This is a genomic window from Mycobacterium simiae (genome assembly GCF_008370645.1).
Classification (GTDB): Bacteria; Actinomycetota; Actinomycetes; order Mycobacteriales; family Mycobacteriaceae; genus Mycobacterium; species Mycobacterium simiae_A.
On sequence record NZ_VTZN01000606.1, the window covers coordinates 1 to 319 of the forward strand.

Sequence of the window (319 nt, forward strand, 5' to 3'; positions counted from 1 at the left end):
CGGCCGTGGCGGGCGACGTCGGTGAGCACGTGGGTGAGGTCGTGGCGGGTGTGGTCGCCCAGTTCGCGTTTGAGCCAGCAGAACACGCCGATGGCCACCGCGGAGACGATCGCGATCATGAACAGCCGGGCCAGCGGGTGGGTCATGCCGACCTGGTCGGCGTAGCCGCCGCGGGCGCCCATCTTCAGCACGATGATCGCCGCGGTGGAGATGTAGGCGGTGTAGGCGAAGACCAGCGCGGCGTGCTTGAAGAACAGCGTGATGCGGCGCAGCGCGCGCCGGCGGGGGTGACCGTGGATCATGGCGGGCCCGGCGGCCA

1 protein-coding gene is annotated in these 319 nt (G+C 70.8%); it reads right to left on the reverse strand.

The features are described from left to right. Positions 1 to 319: hypothetical protein (locus F0Q45_RS28470; RefSeq protein ID WP_188113219.1), on the reverse strand; the 319-nt coding region annotated here is incomplete at both ends.